The organism is Paenibacillus sp. RUD330 (genome assembly GCF_002243345.2).
Classification (GTDB): domain Bacteria; phylum Bacillota; class Bacilli; order Paenibacillales; family Paenibacillaceae; genus Paenibacillus_O.
In genome coordinates, this window is record NZ_CP022655.2 from 1,108,938 (window position 1) to 1,126,494 (window position 17,557).

Annotated in this window: 15 protein-coding genes; 4 read left to right on the forward strand and 11 right to left on the reverse strand. The window is 60.6% G+C overall.

All coding sequences use genetic code 11. The annotated features are described in order from the left end of the window. Positions 1 to 154: 154 nt before the first annotated feature. Positions 155 to 1,267, forward strand: coding sequence for an alanine dehydrogenase (gene ald, locus CIC07_RS04855; RefSeq protein WP_076358790.1), 1,113 nt, complete (start codon positions 155 to 157; stop codon positions 1,265 to 1,267). Positions 1,268 to 1,569: 302 nt separating this feature from the next. Here ald and CIC07_RS04860 read toward each other — a convergent pair whose 3' ends face one another. The 3 genes from CIC07_RS04860 to aspA all read right to left on the reverse strand — a co-directional run bounded on the left by CIC07_RS04860 (position 1,570) and on the right by aspA (position 4,335). Next, entirely contained in the window at positions 1,570 to 1,953 is a 384-nt protein-coding gene (locus CIC07_RS04860) for a DUF948 domain-containing protein (protein WP_076358791.1), read from the reverse strand. Between the two features lie 2 nt (positions 1,954 to 1,955). Beyond that, entirely contained in the window at positions 1,956 to 2,639 is a 684-nt protein-coding gene (locus CIC07_RS04865) for a general stress protein (protein WP_076358792.1), read from the reverse strand. Positions 2,640 to 2,907: 268 nt separating this feature from the next. Next, positions 2,908 to 4,335, reverse strand: a complete 1,428-nt coding sequence (gene aspA, locus CIC07_RS04870) for an aspartate ammonia-lyase (RefSeq protein WP_076358793.1) — start codon at positions 4,333 to 4,335, stop codon at positions 2,908 to 2,910. Between the two features lie 134 nt (positions 4,336 to 4,469). Between aspA and CIC07_RS04875 the strand changes: the two genes are divergently transcribed. Continuing rightward, on the forward strand, positions 4,470 to 5,681 hold the full coding sequence (locus CIC07_RS04875; protein WP_076358794.1) for an ornithine--oxo-acid transaminase: 1,212 nt from the start codon (positions 4,470 to 4,472) through the stop codon (positions 5,679 to 5,681). A 105-nt stretch (positions 5,682 to 5,786) separates the two neighbouring features. Here the strand turns inward: CIC07_RS04875 and CIC07_RS04880 are convergent, their stop codons facing one another. The 5 genes from CIC07_RS04880 to CIC07_RS04900 all read right to left on the reverse strand — a co-directional run bounded on the left by CIC07_RS04880 (position 5,787) and on the right by CIC07_RS04900 (position 11,570). Beyond that, positions 5,787 to 7,115 carry a GNAT family N-acetyltransferase gene (locus CIC07_RS04880; protein WP_076358795.1) on the reverse strand — a complete coding sequence of 443 codons (1,329 nt, stop codon included), beginning with the start codon at positions 7,113 to 7,115 and terminating at the stop codon, positions 5,787 to 5,789. Positions 7,116 to 7,378: 263 nt separating this feature from the next. Beyond that, a complete protein-coding gene (locus CIC07_RS04885; protein WP_076358796.1) occupies positions 7,379 to 8,611 on the reverse strand; it encodes a cation:proton antiporter in 1,233 nt (410 codons plus the stop codon). 2 nt (positions 8,612 to 8,613) lie between these two features. Continuing rightward, complete coding sequence (locus CIC07_RS04890) at positions 8,614 to 9,105, reverse strand: cation:proton antiporter regulatory subunit (RefSeq protein WP_048748754.1); 492 nt, start codon at positions 9,103 to 9,105, stop codon at positions 8,614 to 8,616. 243 nt (positions 9,106 to 9,348) lie between these two features. Beyond that, positions 9,349 to 9,732, reverse strand: coding sequence for a hypothetical protein (locus CIC07_RS04895; RefSeq protein WP_076358797.1), 384 nt, complete (start codon positions 9,730 to 9,732; stop codon positions 9,349 to 9,351). A 137-nt stretch (positions 9,733 to 9,869) separates the two neighbouring features. Beyond that, a complete protein-coding gene (locus CIC07_RS04900) occupies positions 9,870 to 11,570 on the reverse strand; it encodes a M3 family oligoendopeptidase (protein ID WP_076358798.1) in 1,701 nt (566 codons plus the stop codon). A 202-nt stretch (positions 11,571 to 11,772) separates the two neighbouring features. On the opposite strand from CIC07_RS04900, the gene rbsK reads away from it, so the two are divergent. After that, positions 11,773 to 12,747 (forward strand): ribokinase, encoded by a 975-nt coding sequence (gene rbsK, locus CIC07_RS04905; protein ID WP_076358799.1) that lies wholly within the window; start codon positions 11,773 to 11,775, stop codon positions 12,745 to 12,747. 906 nt (positions 12,748 to 13,653) lie between these two features. On the opposite strand, the gene CIC07_RS04910 is transcribed toward rbsK, so the two are convergent. Continuing rightward, positions 13,654 to 14,304 (reverse strand): transcriptional regulator, encoded by a 651-nt coding sequence (locus tag CIC07_RS04910; protein ID WP_076358800.1) that lies wholly within the window; start codon positions 14,302 to 14,304, stop codon positions 13,654 to 13,656. Positions 14,305 to 14,635: 331 nt separating this feature from the next. Next, positions 14,636 to 15,253: a TetR/AcrR family transcriptional regulator gene (locus tag CIC07_RS04915; RefSeq protein WP_076358801.1), complete on the reverse strand. Its 618-nt coding sequence runs from the start codon at positions 15,251 to 15,253 to the stop codon at positions 14,636 to 14,638. 258 nt (positions 15,254 to 15,511) lie between these two features. Here CIC07_RS04915 and CIC07_RS04920 point away from each other — a divergent pair, with 258 nt between their 5' ends. Continuing rightward, a complete protein-coding gene (locus CIC07_RS04920; RefSeq protein WP_076358875.1) occupies positions 15,512 to 16,951 on the forward strand; it encodes an MDR family MFS transporter in 1,440 nt (479 codons plus the stop codon). 157 nt (positions 16,952 to 17,108) lie between these two features. Here the strand turns inward: CIC07_RS04920 and CIC07_RS04925 are convergent, their stop codons facing one another. Next, positions 17,109 to 17,531 carry a DoxX family protein gene (locus CIC07_RS04925; protein ID WP_234993040.1) on the reverse strand — a complete coding sequence of 141 codons (423 nt, stop codon included), beginning with the start codon at positions 17,529 to 17,531 and terminating at the stop codon, positions 17,109 to 17,111. Positions 17,532 to 17,557: the final 26 nt, after the last annotated feature.

Sequence of the window (17,557 nt, forward strand, 5' to 3'; positions counted from 1 at the left end):
GACGGCGGCAGAGCTGCCAGAGCCGTGTGAGCAATCGGCAAGAAGTCGAGCCCAAGGAGAGAAAATATCGACAACGTGTAAGATGCCAGACTTGGCCCCTTCCCGTATCATGACGGTAGAAGGCAATATCCATTATAGACGAGGTGGCTGTCCCATGAAAATCGGAATTCCAAAGGAAATCAAAAACAACGAGAACCGCGTCGCGCTGACGCCGATGGGAGCGGCCGAATTCGTGCGCGCAGGCCATACGGTGCTGGTCGAGCGCTCCGCCGGAGCCGAGAGCGGATTCGAAGACTTCCAATACGAAGCCGCAGGCGCGGTCATCGTGGCGGAAGCGGCCGATGTATGGGGCAAAAGCGACATGGTCATGAAGGTCAAGGAGCCTCTATCCTCCGAATACGGCTACTTCCGGGAAGGCCTCGTCCTGTTCGCCTACCTCCACCTCGCAGCCGAGCCGCTTCTTGCCGAAGCGCTCCGCAAGTCCGGCGTCACCGCCATCGCCTACGAGACGATCCGCGTGAACGGCGCGCTGCCGCTGCTCGCTCCGATGAGCGAAGTGGCCGGACGCATGTCGGTGCAGGTCGGCGCGCAGATGCTGGAGCGCGCACGCGGCGGCAAAGGAATCCTGCTCGCCGGCGTAACCGGCGTCAAGCGCGGCAAGGTCGCCGTCATCGGCGGCGGCATCGCAGGCACGAATGCGGCGCAGATCGCCGTCGGCCTCGGCGCGGACGTGACCGTGCTCGACACCAATACGAACCGCCTGCGCGAGCTCGCGCTCATCTTCGGCAACCAGCTGCAGACGCTGCAGTCCACCTCGCATAACATCGCCGAAGCGGTCCGCGAAGCGGATCTCGTCATTTCGACGGTGCTGATTCCCGGAGGCAAGGCGCCGAAGCTCGTCACCGAGGAAATGGTCCGCTCGATGCAGAAGGGCTCCGTCATCGTCGACGTGGCCATCGATCAAGGCGGCAGCGTGGAGACGATCGACCGAATCACGACGCATGACGATCCGGTGTTCGAAAAGCACGGCGTCCTGCATTATGCGGTCGCCAACATTCCGGGTGCGGTGCCGTACACGTCGACGCTCGCGCTGACGAACGCGACGCTGCCGTTCGCGCTCCAGATCGCCCGGTCCGGAGCTCAGGACGCCATCCGCGCGTCCCAGCCGATCCGCGAAGGCGTCAACACGATGGGCGGCCATGTCACCTATGAGGCGGTCGCCCGCGATCTCGGCTATGCGTACCAAGCGCCCGAAGAGCTGATCTGACCCGCAACCGGCGATCCGGGCGGACGGGCTGCAGGCGGCTCTGCAGCGCAGCTTCGACCCCATCATGATCCTTCCGCATCTTTCAGCCCGCCGATGACTCCTGCGCAGCAGGAGTCATCTTTTTTGAGCAGAGAAGGAAGTCTGCTGAGCAGCACCGCTGCCATCGACGGCCGCTTCCACAGAGGCGGCAATTCCCAAAAAGGCGCTGTCCTCCGACCGCTGCATCGTCGGCTGGACAGCGCCTTTCCTTCTTTAACCGGTTGGCGGTCGCAGCGGGCTCATTCTGCCTGGCCGTCCGGCCGTCAGAACTCCCCTTCCTGCGCGCCGACCTTGATCCTTACCCGGTCGGTGGAGAGCGGTCTGCTGCGGCTGGCGGCATGCTTGACGCTACTGAAAGCCTCCTTTACAGAATTCGAGATCTGGTGCAGAACTTCTCCTGCGTCGTGGGCGCTCTCCAGCAGCGGATCGACAGTCGTAATCCGGCCATTGACGTCCTTGACGGTCCGGTTCAGCGTATGGATCAGCGAGGTGGCTTCCTGCGTGACGCCGAGGGCGGATTCCCGGACTTCGGCCAGCGTGACGGTCGTCTCGTCCAAGGAGACCATGAGCTTTTTCATCGTCCTCACGGCGTAGAACACCAGACAGGAGAAGGAAATCGAGGCCAGGGCCGCGCTTTTGCCGCGCATCGTTATTCTCCCGATGGAAGGGGAGGCAGGATGACTTCCTGGACAGGGACCGGACCGTCCAGCGTGGAGTCGGAGGACTTGGAACTGATGTACACCCTCAGGTCGTCGGCCGTTCCTTGCAGCGCCTCGTCGCGCATCGGAATGGAGCGGAAGCCGGCCGTAGAGGCGGCCGCAGCCGTGCCGGAGACGGCGGAGGACGGAGCGAGCGAGCCGTACACCTGGAAGATGCTTTCCACCCGCGAGCGGCCGGCTGCGGGAGCGGCGACAATGACGAGCAGGCGGTCATTTTCAATGAATGTGCTGTAGCTCTGCGCTTCGAGCTCCGGAATGCCGAGTCCGACGAGTCCGCCCACGAGCGAGCCGGCTCCTCCGCCTACAGCCGCTCCCGCCAGCACGGTGGCGATCGGGCCGGCCGCCAGCAGCGGGCCTATTCCGGGGATGAAGAGCAGTCCGACCGTAGCGAGGATGCCGGCCGTGCCTCCCAGAACGATGCCGGCAGCCGCGCCTGCGGCCGCTCCTTCCGGACCGTTCGTACCCGTTTCGACCGCTGTCGCCGCCTGCACCTGCTCTTTGCCCCGCCGCAGCACCGAGATCTCCTCGTTGCGGTACCCCGATGCTTTGAGCTCTTCCATCACGGCGATCGTGTCCTTCTCGGAGTTGAAAATCCCTACGATTGGCGTTGTCATGGTGGTTCTCCTCCTCATCGTTTTTGGAATCGGCTTAAGGCGCTTCAGCTGAATACTCGTAGATACACGGCTTCGGCGGGAGGGCAAACAGGGGGGACAAGCAGGCTCCGGAATTTATTTTTAGAACGGTCCGGCGAAATAAAAATAGGCCAGCCCGAAATGCAGGCTGGCGTGGATTTCTGTCAGGAAGCCCCCGTAAAAACGGGGGCCGCGGAAAAGTTGTCGCAGCAGACGGAAATCATTCTTCCGATCGCTCGATAGGTGCGCTCTATCTGGCGTCGTCCAGCAGCCGCTCGCCGGAAATGCCGGGAGAGGTCATCTGGTACGGATTCAGAATCTCGGTGATCTCCTCCGGGGTCAGCAGTCCGCGCTCCAGAATCAGATCGCGGATGGACAAGCCGGTGCGGAGCGCCTCCTTGACGAGCTGCGCAGCGACCTCATAGCCCAGATGCGGGTTGAGGGCGGTCACGATGCCGAAGGAATTGTTGACGTACGTCTCGCAGCGCTCGCGGTTCGCTTCCATGCCCTCGACGGCGTACTTGAGGAAGACGTCGACGCCGTTGCGCAATATTTTGAGCGATTGCAGCAGGTTGAAGGCGATGACCGGACCCATCACGTTCAGCTCGAACTGTCCGGCTTCGCATGCCATGCAGATCGTATGGTCGTTGCCCATCACCTGGAAGGCGACCTGGTTCACGACCTCGGCCATGACCGGGTTCACCTTGCCCGGCATGATGGACGAGCCCGGCTGGCGAGGCGGAAGCATGAGCTCGGCGAGGCCGACGCGGGGACCGGATGCCATCAGGCGGATGTCGTTGCAGATCTTGGACAGATTGACCGAGCATACCTTCAGCGCGGCCGACAGCTCCGTATAGCCGTCGCTGTTCTGGGTCGCGTCCACGAGATCCTCCGCCGCCTGGATCGGCAAGCCGAGCTGCTCCTGCAGATGGCGGATGACCGACTCGATGTATTCCGGCTTCGCGTTGAGGCCGGTCCCGACGGCGGTCGCTCCCATGTTGACGGTGAGGATATTGTCGGCCGACCGCTTGATGCGGGCGATGTCGCGCGCCAGCACGGCCGCGTACGCGCCGAATTCCTGCCCCATCCGGATCGGAACCGCGTCCTGCAGATGGGTCCGGCCCATTTTGATGACGTCGTCGAACTGCACCTTCTTGTCCATGAAGCCCGCATGGAGCGCGTTCAAAGCGGTCAGCAGGCTCTTGGTGAGTCCGAACGCCGCGATCTTGAGCGCGGTCGGAATGGCGTCGTTGGTCGATTGCGACATATTGACGTGATTGTTCGGATTGCAGTGGAAGTAATCGCCCTTCGGATGGCCGAGAATTTCCAGCGCCCGGTTGGCGAGAACCTCGTTCATGTTCATATTGATCGAAGTGCCTGCGCCGCCCTGGATGGAGTCGACGAGGAACTGGTCCGCGTATTTGCCGTCGATGATATCTTCCGATGCCTTGACGATAGCTTGGCCTACGGCAGGCTGCAGCAGGTGCACGTCCATATTGGCCCTGGCCGCCGCTTTCTTCACGTGGGCAAGAGCCGTCAGCAGCTCATGATGGATCGGCACGCCGGTGATCGGGAAATTCTCGACCGCCCGTAAGGTCTGGATTCCGTAGTAAGCGCTTTCGGGAACCTGTTTCTCCCCTAGAAAATCATGCTCGAGCCTGAATGCCATTGTTCTCATCCCTTCTTGGATCCCTGTCCCAATCAATTGTAGTGTTTCCTGGCACGCTCCTATCATACCGCATTCTACATGGTTCGGGTATGCCTCTTCGCGGACGAAGCATAGAATGGATGGAAAGGAGGCGACGGCACATCATGAGCCAAGCCGGCAACCATTCCGTCACCGATTCGGTCATCCGCCGGACGGAAGCCTACGGGGCGCGCAACTACCATCCTCTGCCCATCGTCATCAGCCGGGCGGAAGGCGTCTGGGTCGAGGATCCGGAGGGCGGCAGATATATGGATATGCTGAGCGCCTATTCGGCTCTCAACCAGGGGCATCGGCATCCCGCCATCGTCCAGGCGCTCAAGGATCAGGCCGACCGGGTGACGCTGACTTCGAGGGCATTCCATCACGACAAGCTCGGAGAGTTCTATGAGAGGCTGGCTTCTTATACCGGCAAAGGCATGATTCTGCCTATGAATACGGGAGCAGAGGCTGTGGAGACCGCTGTCAAGGCTGCTAGGCGCTGGGCCTGCGACGTCAAGGGCGTGCCTGACGGGCTTGCGGAAATCATCGTCTGCGAGGGCAATTTCCACGGGCGCACGGTCACGGCCACCTCCTTCTCCTCCAGCGAGGAATACAGGCGCGGCTTCGGGCCGTTCACGCCGGGCTTCCGGATCATCCCTTACGGCGACCTTCCCGCTCTCGAAGCCGCTCTAACGGACCATACGGCCGCATTCCTCGTGGAGCCGATCCAGGGAGAAGCGGGCATCGTCATCCCGCCGGACGGCTATCTCCGGGACGCCGCCGAGCTCTGCCGCTCCAGCAGCGTCCTCTTCATCGCCGATGAGATCCAGACCGGCTTCGGGCGCACGGGCCGGCGCTTCGCCTGCGATTGGGAAGGCGTGGAGCCGGATGCCTATCTGCTCGGCAAAGCCCTCGGAGGAGGCGTCTTCCCCGTCTCGGCTGTCGCGGCGGAGCCCGCCCTGCTCGGCGTGTTCGAGCCGGGCTCGCATGGCTCGACCTTCGGCGGCAACCCGCTGGCGGCCGCGGTCGGAATCGCAGCGCTTGAGGTGACCCAAGGGGAGCGGCTGGCGGAGCGCTCCGACGAGCTGGGAGCCTACGCTGCCGGCCGGCTGCGCGGAAAGGGCAGTCCGCTGGTGCGGGAAGTGAGGGGCAGGGGCCTGTTCATCGGCATCGAGCTGGTCACGGAAGCCAGGCCGTATTGCGAGCGGCTGATGGAGATGGGCTTGCTCTGCAAGGAAACGCATGAGAACACGATCCGGCTGGCCCCGCCGCTGACGATAACCCGCGCAGAGCTGGATTGGGCGCTGGAGCGGCTGGAGCTGGCATTGACCCCCTGAGCTCCGGTCCGGATTGCGTACGCATATATATCGACACCTATAACGAAGCAGCCGCCCACGGCCCGCATCTTGCGCGGGAGAGGGCGGCTGCTGTCTTTTCCGGACTTAGATATAGCTCAAGCCTGCCGTGTAGGGGAACGGAATCGGGAAATAAGGCCTCAGCATCTGAACCTGCTCTTGGGTGAAAGGGAGCCTTGGACCGCTCGCCGGCTCCGCCGGGGTCTGGACAGCGACCGCCGTCTCGGCTTCGGCAACCTCCCCGGAGCGGGTTGCGGCATGGGGCGGCCCGGCATCGGTCCCGGAGCGGCTGGCGGACCGCGCCGGCCCGGCATTTCCTTCCGCAGCGGCGGCACATTGCCGGACGAACGCGTCGGGTCCGTCGTCCAGCTCGGCATCGGGCCCGTCGAACAGCAGCGCCGTCCACTCCCGCATGGAGAGCGGTATCTCGCCGTCTCCGAGCCGGAGCGCGAATTCGCCGCTGGGGCTGCGGACAGGCTCCATCACGGCGGGAGCGGCTTGCCCGTCGCTCCGCCTGCTGTCGAGATAGGGACGCAGCTGCCGCCACAGCAGCGGCAGGTCGATGATTTTTACCGTCCCTTGGTTGTGGCTCGTGGAATACAGGCTGCCTTGCAGCAGCTGCTGCATCGGCGTTTCATGGGTGCCGACGAACAGCAGCAGGGAGGATAGCCGCATCTCCTCCATGGCGGCCCTCATCGCGGCCAGAGCCTTGGAATCGTCCCCGCCCCATTCCACGACGAACGGCTCCATGTCCGAGCCGGCGGGGATAGGGCCGGAAGCGATGACGGCGTACGCGGCCAGCTCTCCGTCCTCCTCCAGGACATAGGTGCTGTGCGTGAAATCGTACATGCTCGCCACTGCCGCGCTCTGAAGCTGGCCGGCCAGCTCAGCGACGCTGCGCCGATAGGCGGCTGGCTTGGCGTCCGACAGCGAGTGGAGACGGAACCAGTCGGAGGAACGCAGAGGTCTCGCCCTCGCATCCGCTTGCGGCTGGACGCCGGCTTCGAGCCTGTAGCGGCGCATCGAGCCGAAGGCGTGGCAGCCGTTGCGGCGGTATAGGGAGCGCGTGCCGGAGATTAGCATGAGCGAGGCTCCGATGGCTTCGGCTTGATGGAACGCTTCGCCGAGCAGCACGCTGGCATGGCCTTGCCCGCGATAGTCGGGGTGGGTGCATACCGATCCGAGCGCGCAGGCGTCGAGCACGGCGTCCCCGACGGCGAGCTGCTGCGGCACGAAGCCGAGGAAGGAAACGACGCTCCCTTCCTCGACAACGCCGAGGGACAAGCCCAGAGCCGAGTCGAAAATGGCGGGGAACGACTGTCCCATCGAGCGCTGGCCGGGATCCCGGAAGACGAGATCGGCGAGCTTCACTGCCTCGGCGAGCTCCAGCTTGTCCAGATGCTTCAGTTGCTTCATATGGAGCACTTCCTTCCGCAGGGAGATTTCCAGGCTGTGCCGGACGATCGGCTCCCGTCCTGTCTCGTCCGGGCCTGGTCGCCCAGGGGCAGGACGGTGCGGATTCGAGCCCTTCAACACCCTTTTAAACGCATCCGGCCCACTCTAAAGCCGAAAGGCATCTGCTGTCTTTTTATTTTTATACCATGCCTTTCGACGGGTCGGCAAATGAGCCTACTCCAATGAAAAAGGCAGGCCTGGCAGGCCTGCCGTTCAAAAACCGGTCAAGACGGCTGCTGAGCGCGCTGCTGCTTGCGGCGCTCGGCTCTTGACGTGAAGCGGAAGATCGGATCCAGCACCGCATACACGCGCTTGCTTTCCTTGGTGAACAGCGGTCCCAGGATAGCCAGGATCAGGACGTAAAGCGCGGCGAAAGGCTGGATGATGCCCGACAGGCCGCCGGCTATGGCCAGGTTGGCCATGATGATCGAGAACTCTCCGCGCGCCACGATCGTCAGTCCGATCTTGGCCGATGCGTACGGCGGCATTCCGGCGCTGCGGCCGGCCAGCATGCCGGCGGCGAAGTTGCCCGCGAGCGTCAGGACGACGGCGATCAGAGCCATCCAGACGGCTCCGCCAAGAGCGGTCGGGTCGATGGTGAGGCCGAAGCCGAAGAAGAACAGGGCGCCGAAGAAATCGCGGAACGGCAGGATCAGCTTCTCGATCCGATGCGCATGCTTCGTTTCCGCGAGCACGAGCCCTACGAGCAGGGCGCCGATCGCTTCCGCGACATGGATCGTTTCGGCGAAGCCGGCAATGATGAACAGCGCCGCGAAGACGACGAGCAGGAACAGCTCGTTGGAGCGGATGTCCAGCCATTTGTTCAGCAGCGGCACGATTTTGCGGCCGACGAACAGCACGCCGAGCATGAAGAACAGGGCGATGAGCGCCGAGAGGATTACGCCTCCCACCGAAGAGGAGGAGCTGAGCACGAGCCCGGAGACGATGGAGATATAGACGGCGAGGAAGACGTCCTCGAACATGATGATGCCGAGAATCATCTCCGTCTCCGGGTTGGCCGTCCGCTTGAGATCGACCAGAACCTTGGCCACGATGGCGCTCGAGGAAATGGTCGTGATTCCGGCGATGATCAGCACCTCGGCAAGCGGAAGGCCGGTGAGGAAGCCGAACAGCAAGCCGACGGTGAAGTTGATGCCGATGTAGATGCTCCCGCCAACGGCGATCGACTTGCCGGATTTGAGCAGCCTTCCGACCGAGAATTCGAGTCCCAGGTACAGCAGCAGGAACAGGACGCCGATGCGGCCGAAGAAATCGATCAGCTCGCCGCTGTGGATGAAGCGGAGATCGAAATGCCCCCAGTGGAAGGCATGCGGCCCGACGGCCATGCCGATGAGGATATAAAAAGGAATAACCGAAAATTTAAGCCAGGCGGAAAGGATGCCCGCCATGGCGACAAGAGCGATCGCCAAGCCGATTTCCAGTACGATATGCTCCATGCTCACTCACATCCGTTCTTCAGGATGTCCCGGAACGCCTTCTGCTGTCCGCGCTCGCCTGCGACGATGAGCAGCGCCTCCTCGGTCAGGACCAGCTCGGGTCCCGGATTGATGTGCTTGCCGCCCGACCGGTCGACGACGGCAAGAATGCTCGCGCCGGAGCGCTGCCTGACCTGGAGGCTGCCGATGGACTTGTTGCGGCATTGGTACCCCGGCTCGACCCGGTACCACTCGATGATGAGGTCGTCCAGCGCCATCTCGATGCTTTCCACCGCGCGCGGCTTGTACTGCATGCCGCCCAGAATGGAGGCGATCATGCGGGCTTCGTCGTCTTCGAGCGTGAAGACGGGGAGGCTGTCATCGTAATCGTCCGTGTAGCGGAAGCATTCCCGCCGGCCGTCGTCATGCACGACGATGACAAGCTTGTCGCCGCCGATTGTAGTCAGTACGAATTTTTGCCCGATTCCGGGCAGATAGGTTTCACGGATATCCATTAGGAAATCCCTCCTGTTCATGAAAGGTCTCATGGTCTGCTGGTTATAGAATGCCTAAATAACCTCTTTCCAATCAAAGGCTGCTCAAGAAAGGACCGGCACGGAAAAAGCGCAAGGGAGCGCCGAACAAGCCCTTGGAAAAGCCAAGGGAGCGTTGAACAAGCCCTTGAAATAGCCAAGGGAGCGGCAAACAGGCCCCTGGAAACCGTGGAGCAGAACGAAGGTTGGGAAGCGGTCATGACTCTACAAGCAGCTTGGCGCCATGGATCCTTTCAGGACGGGAAGAAGCTTCTGGGACAGGAGTCTGCGCTCGATGCGCGGGGAAAAGCTGGACTTGCGCGGGATGAAGAAAGACAGCAGGAACAGGAGCATGAAGGCTCCCGGAATTTTGGCGGTCTTCGGCATCGGCTTGGTCTTGAGGATGGCTGCGGCGTCATTGCGCGCGCTGGCGCTGGATCTTACGGTAGTGTGGATGCCGGTCTCCAGGCTGCGGACGACGGTCGCGGCGGAAGAGCTCTCGGCTGCTTCAATGATGCCAATCGGGGGAGTGGGAGTGAACAAAGTCATGATGAGCACGATAAAAACCGATGAAAACAATCGATAGAACGAGCGTGAGTGCATCACCATGATCTTTTCCCCCTTTTTCAGTCCATTACCCTAATTATAAGCCGAAAAAGCGCCAAAATGCAAAAAAGGCCGGTTCCCGCCGGACAATCCGGGGGAGCGGCCATTGCTTCCGAGGCTTCGGAATCGAAGCCGGAAGGCTAGAATTTGCTGTCGTCGATGCTGTCCAGCCAGCCGTTGATCTGGCCGATGACGCTGGTGACGGCGCCGTCCTCGAACGGCGAGATCAGTCCCGCGCTGGCTACGAGGCCGGTGAAGGATTTGCTTCCGCCGAGGCGGCAGAGCGCGAGGTAATCCTGCCATGCGGTCTGGAAGTCCTCGCCGGAGCGCTTCCAGAATTGGAACGCGCACAGCTGGGCAAGCGTGTAGTCGATGTAGTAGAACGGCGTATGGAAAATATGGCTCTGCTTCTGCCAGAACCCACCGCGCTCCAGGTAGCCGTTGCCGTCGAAGCTCCGTCCTGGACGGTAGATTTCCTCGATCTCCAGCCATTTGGCTTTGCGCTCGGCAGGCGTCGCCTCCGGATGCTCATAGACGAAATGCTGGAATTCATCCACGGAAACGCCGTACGGAATGAACGACAGCGCCGAATCGAGATGGTTGAAGCGGTACTTGTCCGTATCTTCCTTGAAGAACAGCTCCATCCAAGGCCACGCGAGGAATTCCATGCTCATGGAGTGGATCTCGGCCGCTTCCATCGTCGGCCAGAGGTACTCGGGAATGTCGAAGCCGCGGCTCATGTAGACCTGGAACGCATGGCCTGCTTCATGGGTCAGCACGTCGATGTCATGCGAGGTGCCGTTGAAGTTGGCAAAGATGAATGGAGACTCGTAGGCGCTTATATACGTGCAGTAGCCTCCGCCTTCCTTGCCTTTTTTGCTCAATAGATCCAGCAGCTCGCGGTCCGACATGAACTGGAAGAATTCGTCGAGCTCCGGAGCCATCTCCTTGTACATGCGGCGGCCGTTGTCGAGGATCCAGTCCGGATCGCCCTTGGGCGTAGCGTTGCCGCTGGAATAGTTGAAGTCCTCGTCGTAGTAATGCAGCGTATCCACGCCGATCCGCTTGGCTTGGCGCTCGCGCAGCTTGATGACGGCCGGGACGATATGCTCGCGGACCTGGCTGCGGTAGCCGGCGACCATCGCCGCGTCGTAGTCGGTCCGTCCGAGGCGGTCGTAGCCGAGCTGGACGTAGTTCTCGTAGCCGAGCTTGCGGGCGATGGACGTGCGGACTTTGACCAGATCGTCATAGATGCGGTCGATGACGGGCTCTTTTTCCGCAAAAAATCCGAACCGGGCTTCGCTGGCGCTGCGGCGCACCTCGCGGTCGGTGGACTGGGTATACGGAATGAGCTGGGAAAGCGTCAGCTCCTTGCCGTCGAACGGGATTTTGGCGGATGCGATCAGCTGGCCGTACTCGGTCTTGAGCTTGTTCTCCAGCTGCAGATCCTCGATGATCTCCGGCTTGAACGTCTTGAGCGACAGCTCGGCGATATCAAGCAGCTGCTTGCCGTACTTGGCTTCCAGCTCCGGGCGGAACGGGGATTCCGTCAGCGCCCGGTAGAAATCCGTCATATATTCCTGGAGGACCGGGCTGAGCTCATCCGCATATTCCTGCTCGGCTTTGTAGAATTCATCGTTCGTATCGACGGAATGGCGGATATAGACCAGCTGGAACATCGACTCGACATCGCTGCGGCTCTGGTTGAAGGCGGCGATCGCCTCGTCCTGGGCTTCGAAGCTTGACGCGCTGCGGATCGCGGCGATCAGCTCCTTCAGACGGCCGGTGACGGCCTCGCGCTCGGGGCGCTCGTAACGGTATTCGCTGAATTTGACTGCCAAGGAATCCACCTCTTTGGATAAAAGGATATGTACTGCATTCTATTATAGCGGAACCGGGAACTGCAGATCAGGGTTTTTTTGGATTTAAGCGAAAAGGCTGGGAGGGAGCGTTCGGCAGGGAAAGCGGCTTGCTGCGGCTGTAACCATCGATGAAAATATGGTATGGTTGGTCAAGCGAAAACGTTGGTGGAGGTAGCGGAAAATGAGCTTGCGCACAAATGGGAAAGAGCCGCGGATTACAGTCGCGGGCAGCCTGAATATGGACCTGGTCATCAGCATGGACCGGATGCCGGTCGAAGGGGAAACGCTTGCAGGCCGGGAGCTGCACACGCTGCCCGGTGGCAAGGGAGCGAATCAGGCGGCGGGAGCGGCGAGGCTAGGGGTCCGCACCGGCATGATCGGCCGGGTCGGCGACGATGCTTTCGGACGGCAGATGCTGGAGCAGATGCAGAAGATGGGCGTGCATTCGGAAGCCATCGGTATCCATGAATCGGCGCCGACCGGAATTGCTTCGATATACCATACCAAGGAAGACAACTGCATCGTCATCGTCGCAGGAGCCAATGCGGAATGCACCGGCGAGTGGGTGGAGCGGCACCGGGAGCAGATCGAGCAGTCCCATGTGCTGCTCGTACAGCTGGAGGTTCCGCTGGAAGCGGTGCGCCGCTCGCTGGAAATCGCCCGCGCGGCAGGCGTCGCGACGGTGCTCAACCCGGCTCCGGCACAGGAGCTGCCGGCCGAGCTGCTTGCCCTGGCGGACTATGTCACGCCGAACGAGACGGAATTCGCGGCTCTCTCCGGCAAGGAGCCGGCCAGCGAGGCGGACATCGCGGAAGCGCTCGGAGTATGGCAGCGCGAGGTCGGCAGCCGTGTCATCCTGACGCGCGGCGGCGCAGGCTGCTCCTTCCTCGGCGAGGACGGCACGCTCGTGACCGTGGCGGCCCCGAAGGTGAAGGTCGTGGACACGACCGGCGCCGGAGATACGCTGAACGCGGCCTTGTGCGTGAAGCTGGCGGAGCTTGCGGCTGGCGGCGGAAGCGCGCCGAATGACGGCGAGCTGCGCGATGCGCTGGCATTCGCCGTGCAGGCCGCCTCGCTGTCGGTCACGCGCTTCGGAGCGCAGGACGGGCTGCCTTCGCGCGCGGAAGTGGACGCGGCGCTTGCTTCCGCCCGTTAGGCGAGGGCAAGCACGGAGCGCGCGAGCGGTTGCTGCTGGGTTGTAGTTGCCCAGGCAGAAGCAGCTGCAACTGAAGGCGTCGTAAACTGCTGCCTGCAAGCAGACCATAGTTGAAGTCTGAGGACGTGTCCGCGATGCAGGAACAGCTGCCGGACTTTTATCGGACATACGATCCGTTATTTTCGAAAAAACCCACTAATTTTTAACTTATCGGACATAGGATCCGCTATTTGGCCGGAAATGAGCTGAAAACAGCCTTTCTACTCTAAATAACGGATTTGATGTCCGTTAAATTTTTTATAACGGTGATAATGGCCTAAATAACGGATCGTATGTCCGATAGAACGGCATAACATCTTATTGGCCTCCTAAGTTAGCCCTGTATCCAACTCGGAACAGCCGCCATGAACGATCGACATGAACGTACGCACGCATATGGTAGTCAACCAGCAAAACAACCACCGCGACGAACCGACGACCTTGAAGCGCAAAGCATGAGTTAGTTAGCCAACAAGATCATTCCCGCCATGAACGATTGACATTAACGTACGCGTGCATATGGTAATCAACCAGAAAAACAACCTCCGCCATGAACCGACGACCTTGAAGCGCAAGGACTTGAGTTGGTTGGCCAATCAGATCATTCCCCTCCAAGAAACATCAACATGAAGCGTACGAGCACATAATAGTTAACAAGGAAAACAAACCCCGCCTTGAAACATCAATGAAGCGTACGAGCCAAAGGTTAACCGTAAAATAACCTTCATTATGACCATCAGGCTTGATGATCATGAGCATGGCTTAGTTAACCAGCATTTATAAACCCCATCCTAAACCATCGTAGTTGAAGCGTACGAGCACCTAGCTTGCCTTTTTATTTAATTGCCATCTCTTGATCAAATTCCCTTAAAGCCAAATTTGATAGGACCGTATGCGTTTTGTGCCGCTCGCCGCTCTCAGCAGCTGCAAGGAGGCCAGCTTTGCGAGAATCCGCCTGGCGTGCCTGTCGCTGACCTTGATATGGGCTGCAAATTCAAGCGGACTGAATGGGCGCAGAATCCGCCTTGCATAGCGGAGAGCTTCAGCCTCGGCTGCCGTAAGGGAGGCCGACAAATCCGTGCTTACGAATTTGCCGATAAAGGCAAGGACCAGCTGCTGGCATTGCTTGGGCTCGTCCACAATGGACGGGTAGGCGATCGGCAGGAAGATCCACCCGTCCAACGCCAGCAGGCAGTGGCGTCGGCAGAGATCCTTGAAGCGCCTGACGTCCAAATCCCTTGCGTGAGGTCCGTAACCTTGGATTTCTATGCTGCCTTTGGCGTTTCCGGGTCTATAGGCCAAATCCAGGTACCGATAGCCGTTGGAGAAATCCCTGACCTCCCACTCGGGATACAAATGCTCAAAATGGCCGACGGAAGGAAACCATATCGTCCGCAGAAATTCAACGGTGCCATGTCCGAGCCCGCTTCCAAGACGCTCCTTCCTGCGGTGGTTTTCTTCTTCCTGGATGTTCTTGCTGAGCCAAGCCTCGTATTCCGTCTCGAATAAAGATTGCATAGCTATCACTCCCTTGAGATTGGTTTGACAGGTAGGATGCTGCCCCTCCAAGAGGCAGAAAAAAAGCCGCCCTGGCCGCAGCAAAGCTGCGGACCAATGGCGGCATGTTCCTCATGACCGGCTGGCGATATGGGGATGAAAATGAAGTGCGAAAAAGGGAAAAGCCCTAGCTTGATGCCGAATCAACCCTGAGTCGAATCAACCCTGAGTCGAATCAACCCTGAGTCGAATCAACCCTGCAGTCGAATCAACCTTGAATTCAAATCAACCCTGCAGACAAATCATCCCTGCAGCCGAATCAACCCTGTAGCCGAATCACCGTCTCATCCACCTAAACGAACAACGGAAGGACGATCGTCCGGTTGATGACCGCCGCCAGCTCCTCCGGAGAAAAACCGGTCTGGTCCCGGAGATGGTTCAGCGACTGCGGAGCGAGCGTCGAGATGAGCAGATGGGCGTTGACGGGCGGGCAGACTCCCGGTGCGGCAGCCCCTGTATCCACAGCCTCCTGGAGAAGCCCCTGCAGCGTCCCGAACAGGAATTGGTAAGGGGGAGACTCGAAGAAGGTCGAGATCTCCTTCTCGCATTTGCGCCCGGCGAAAATGGCGGCATAAATCGTCTCCATCAATTGGATATTGTTCATCAGATTCAGCACAAGCTCGCGGATGACGAGCGTCGCTCTCTCCTTCACCGCCAAGGAAGCGTTTGCGGTCAGAGAGTGGAGGACATCCTTCTGGAGGCGGTCGAAATAACCTTCCATCAGCTCCATGCACAGCTCGCCCTTCTGCGAATAGCGGCGGTAAAGCGTGCCTTGGCCGACGCCGGCCGTCTTGGCGATCTGATGCATGCTCACGGCGTCGACGCCGTGCTCGGCGAACAGGGCGCGGGCCGTTTCAAGGATCGACTCGCTAAGTTCCTGGGACTCCTTGCGCTTATAAATCGAAGACATGAACGTCACATCTTTCTATAGCAAAATAGCCGTATTGACACCCGGACAATTGTCCGCTATAGTCAATACGTTCATTCGCGGACAATTGTCCGCTGTCAGTCGGGGCATCGTTGCTCAGTGTCCATATTGTATCTTTTTGCTGGCAGACGGTCAATGAACGCAAAAAAAAGAGAAACCACGGAAACCGTGGAAACAAGGAGTGGGAAACCGGTGTCGAGCCAACCTCAAGCCTCGCCTTCCGCAGCTGCGGAAGTATCCATGCGCGCCATCATGGTGCCGCTGGTCGCCATCATCATCGGCATGTTCATGGTCATTTTGGACGGGACGGCGATGAACGTGGCGCTGCCCCAGCTGCAGCAAGATTTCGGCGTCACCTCGCTGACTCTGGTCCAGTGGACGGTAACCGGCTACGCGCTTGCCCAGGCAGCCGTCATTCCGCTCGCCGGCTGGCTGTCCGACCGTTTCGGGGCCAAAACCATCTTTCTCGTCTCCGTCATTTTGTTCACCGTCGGCTCGGGCCTCTGCGCCTTGGCGACGACCGTGGATCAGCTGATCATCTACCGCGTGCTGCAAGGGCTCGGCGGCGGCATGGTCGCTCCGATCGCCATGGCATTCACCTACCGCATCGCTCCTCCAGGCAAGGTCGGAGCCGTAATGGGCATGATCGGCATTCCGATGCTGCTCGCTCCGGCGCTCGGTCCGGTCGTAGCCGGCTGGCTCGTTCAGGACGTATCCTGGCACTGGATCTTCCTCATCAACCTGCCGATCGGCGTCATCGCCGTCCTGCTCGGCCTGCGCACGCTGCCTGCCATCGACCGGCAAAGCGTTCCGGAGCTCGATATCAAAGGCATGATCTTCGGGCCTCTTGCCTTCGCCGGTCTCGCTTATGGCGTATCCGAAGGCGGCACCGACTGGGGCTCCGCACGGACGATCACCGGCCTTGTTGTCGGGGGCGTATCGCTTCTCATTTTCATCATCGTCGAGCTTCGCCGCCGCAATCCGCTGCTTGAGCTGCGGGTGTTCAAGTCCGCCAACTTCTCTCGGGGCGTCATCGTCCAGTGGATTTCCCAGATCGCGCTCTTCGGCACGATCTTCATGATTCCGCTGTTCCTCCAGACCGGGAAAAACTATACGCCTCTGGAAACCGGCCTCGTCTTGCTGCCGCAAGCGCTGGCTGCGGGCATCTTCATGCCGATCGGAGGCAGGCTGTACGACCGCATCGGCGCTCGTCCGCTCGTCATCAGCGGGCTGACCCTGATTACGGGCGCAGCCTTCCTGTTCTCCCGCATTACCGTCGACACCGGCGTATCGGGCATGATCCTGCCGCTCGTCCTGCTTGGAGCCGGCATGGGCATCTCGATGATGCCGCTCAACACGCATATCATCCAATCGGCTCCGGCTCATCTGGTCGGACGCGTCACCTCGCTGACGGCGGCGCTGCAGCAGGTCGTCTCGTCGCTCGCCATCGCGGGACTGTCCACCTACGTGACCAGCCGCATCAAGCATTACGCGCCGGAGCTCGGCCAGGATCCGCATAAGCTTCTTACAGCTTCCTACGGGGACACCTTTGCGATCCTGATCTGGGTCGCCGTGCTCGGCGTCCTGGTCGGATTCCTGCTCAATAAGCCCAAGCCTCAAAAAGGAGCGGACGGAAGCGAGCTGAATCCGGAACCGCAAATGATGATGGGCGGCCACTGAGCAGACGGGGGCTGACCGCCATCAACGGCTGATCCCCCTTTGATCGTCATCGCAATCTTCTCTTGCCCGATCCTCCATCCAGCAAAAAGAACGCCTTCCGGCATGGCCGGAGGGCGTTCTGCTTTTTCAAAACCTTTGAAGGCCGGAGAGAGGTCCGTTATCTGCCGGGCGACGGATGCCGCGAGCACCAGAGCACCCACCAGATGAGCGGCGGCTGGGCAAGCAAGCGGAGCCAGAGAGCCGCGGAGGAGGTGTGCTCGCTTCCGGGGAACGGAATTCCTTGGGCCGCCGCGTAAATATTGGCTGGAAAGATGAGAATCAAATACAGCGCAGTCGCCATTCCGGTCCAGCCGCGCGTTGCCGGAAAGAGCAGCAGCACGGCGATGGCCGCTTCCAGCACCGCCGTCGCATAAATAATCGGGACGCGCAGAGGGACCCGGTCCGGCAGCATCGAGGCGAAGCCCTCCGGCTCGCGCAAATGAAACAGGCAGGCTGAAACCATGAAGACAGCGAACAGGATGAGGCCCGCCAGACGAGGCCAAGTCGTTCGCTTGATGCGGGATGGGGATGGAGAGGGCATAGGAGATCTCCTTTTCGGGCTTTCAT